General features: G+C 58.4%; 2 protein-coding genes. Both read left to right on the top strand.

Going from position 1 to position 2041, the window contains the following annotated elements; translation table 11 throughout:
* Positions 1 to 94 precede the first annotated feature (94 nt).
* Positions 95 to 1009 (top strand): ABC transporter permease, encoded by a 915-nt coding sequence (locus M727_RS0132720; protein WP_027156028.1) that lies wholly within the window; start codon positions 95 to 97, stop codon positions 1007 to 1009.
* Complete coding sequence (locus tag M727_RS0132715) at positions 1002 to 1838, top strand: ABC transporter permease (protein WP_051505847.1); 837 nt, start codon at positions 1002 to 1004, stop codon at positions 1836 to 1838. The genes M727_RS0132720 and M727_RS0132715 overlap by 8 nt, the downstream gene beginning before the upstream one ends.
* The last annotated feature ends 203 nt before the right edge of the window (positions 1839 to 2041 follow it).

Here is a 2041-nt window from a genome sequence, read left to right as displayed (position 1 = left end):
GCAGGGCCCTGTCGACATTCGCACGCGGCGATACAGTGGACATCCTGTTCCAGGCCAACGCCATTCATCTGTTTTCAGGCAAAGGTGACGGCCAATGACCACCCTTGAGGCAGGATCCGCAACTCCGACCCTGGCGACGCGCTTCGCACGCCTGTTCCTCGTCACCGGAACCGGTGGCAGATACCCCCCGCTCCTGACCGCTGTATTGCTGCTGCCCCTCCTTGTGCTGCTACTCTTCAGTTTTCTTTACCCGGTCGGCCGCATGCTGGTGGGCAGCCTCTTCGACCCCAGCTTCACGCTCCACAACTATGCCCGCATCTTCATCGAACCACTCTATCTCAAAATTTTGCTGCGCACGCTCTGGATTGCATTCGCGGCAACGGTGGGCGCCTTCTTGCTTGGATATCCGGTTGCCTACGGAATGGCGCGGGCCGGAGGCAGGCTCGTGTTCTGGATCGCAGGCTGCGTCCTGATCCCACTATGGACCTCGGTTCTTGTTCGGTCTTATGCCTGGATCATCCTGCTGCAGCGGAAAGGCGTCATCAACGACATCCTCATCGAAGCGGGCATCATCGAACAGCCGCTCAAGCTGATCTATACTGAAGGTACAGTGATCCTCGCCATGACACATGTGCTGATGCCTATCATGATCCTACCGATCTACGGCGCACTGCGCAGCATTCCAAAGGAACTACCCCAGGCCGCAGCAAACCTTGGTGCCGGGGCGTTTACCACCTTTTTGAAGGTGATCCTGCCGCTCAGCCTGCCCGGCGTCTTCGCGGGCACGCTGATGACCTTCATTCTTGCGCTCGGTTTCTACGTCACGCCGGCCCTCGTGGGCGGCCCCGAGACCCTGATGATGGCGACCCTAATCGGACAGCAGACGACGGTTCTGCTAGACTGGCCCTTCGCAGGCGCGCTGGCGACGTTTCTTCTTGCGGTTACGCTGGCTCTGACCTTCATGTTCCGCAGGGTCCTGTCAACCTTCGGAGGATTCGACAATGTCTGAGACTATCGCCGTCAGCCAAGAGCGCCCGTTTCGTCCTCTTGCGCTCGGCAAGATCGTCGCGGGCCTCGTCGTTGCCCTCATCTTGTTCTTCCTGATTCTGCCCACGCTGATCGTCATCCCGATCTCGCTCGGCAGTGCCCCCTATATCGAGTTTCCTCCCTCGGGGCTGACGCTGCATTGGTACGTCGAGTATTTCACAGACCCCGACTGGATCGCGGCGACGCTTTTCAGCCTCCGTATTGCTTTCTTCACGACCATTACAGCGACGATCATCGGAACTCTCGCCGCTGTCGCCTTGGTCCGGGGTGATCTTCCGGGCAAGTCGCTCGTTCTCGGTTTGGCCCTCAGCCCCCTGATCGTTCCCCACATCATCATCGCAATCGCGCTCTATCTGTTCTTCTCGCCGCTCCGCCTGACTGGAAATTTCTTCGGCTTTCTCTTGGCGCACACCATGTTGACGGTTCCTTATGTAGTAGTCTCCGTCTCCGCATCGCTTCAGCGCTTCGACCCCGTACTCGAAATGGCTGCCCTCAATTGCGGGGCCGGGCGCGGTCGGAGTTTCTTCGAGATCGTCCTGCCGCATATCGCCCCCGGCGTCATCACGGGCGCGGTCTTCGCCTTCATCTCCTCGTTCGATGAGGCGACCGTTGCCTTTTTCATCTCGGACATCGGGGGGAAGACGATCACCAGAAAAATGTTCGAGGACATCAACCTTAATCTTACCCCCGTCATTGCGGCTGTTTCCACGATCGTGGTCGCCATCTCAATCCTGCTGATGAGTACGATACGCCTAGCCGAGAACAGAACAAAGAACAGAACAAAATCCTGATTGTTTCGCCCGGCCTGGCGTCGAGGCTGGCTGCCCGCAGCTGAGGCTGATGGCTCAACGATCGGCTGGAGGATACCGTACGCGGCACGCATTGATTGTCGGTCGGATCTCCCAGGGCGCGTTGATGATTTGAGCAAGGCCTCTGATCATAAATCGCGCCTCTCAAAGTAAATCTCTTTGGCGCTCGGGTTCCCGTCTCGACT

This window comes from Mesorhizobium sp. WSM2561, assembly GCF_000513915.1.
GTDB classification, from domain to species: Bacteria; Pseudomonadota; Alphaproteobacteria; order Rhizobiales; family Rhizobiaceae; genus Mesorhizobium; species Mesorhizobium muleiense.
Note: the sequence above shows the minus strand (reverse complement) of the source record. Positions and strands in the feature narration are given on the sequence as shown.

What these genes read in the sequence shown, in the direction of transcription:
- M727_RS0132715 (WP_051505847.1), top strand. Translation starts at nt 1,002, where the DNA reads ATGTCTGAGACTATCGCCGTCAGCCAAGAGCGCCCGTTTCGTCCTCTT.
- M727_RS0132720 (WP_027156028.1), top strand. Translation starts at nt 95, where the DNA reads ATGACCACCCTTGAGGCAGGATCCGCAACTCCGACCCTGGCGACGCGC.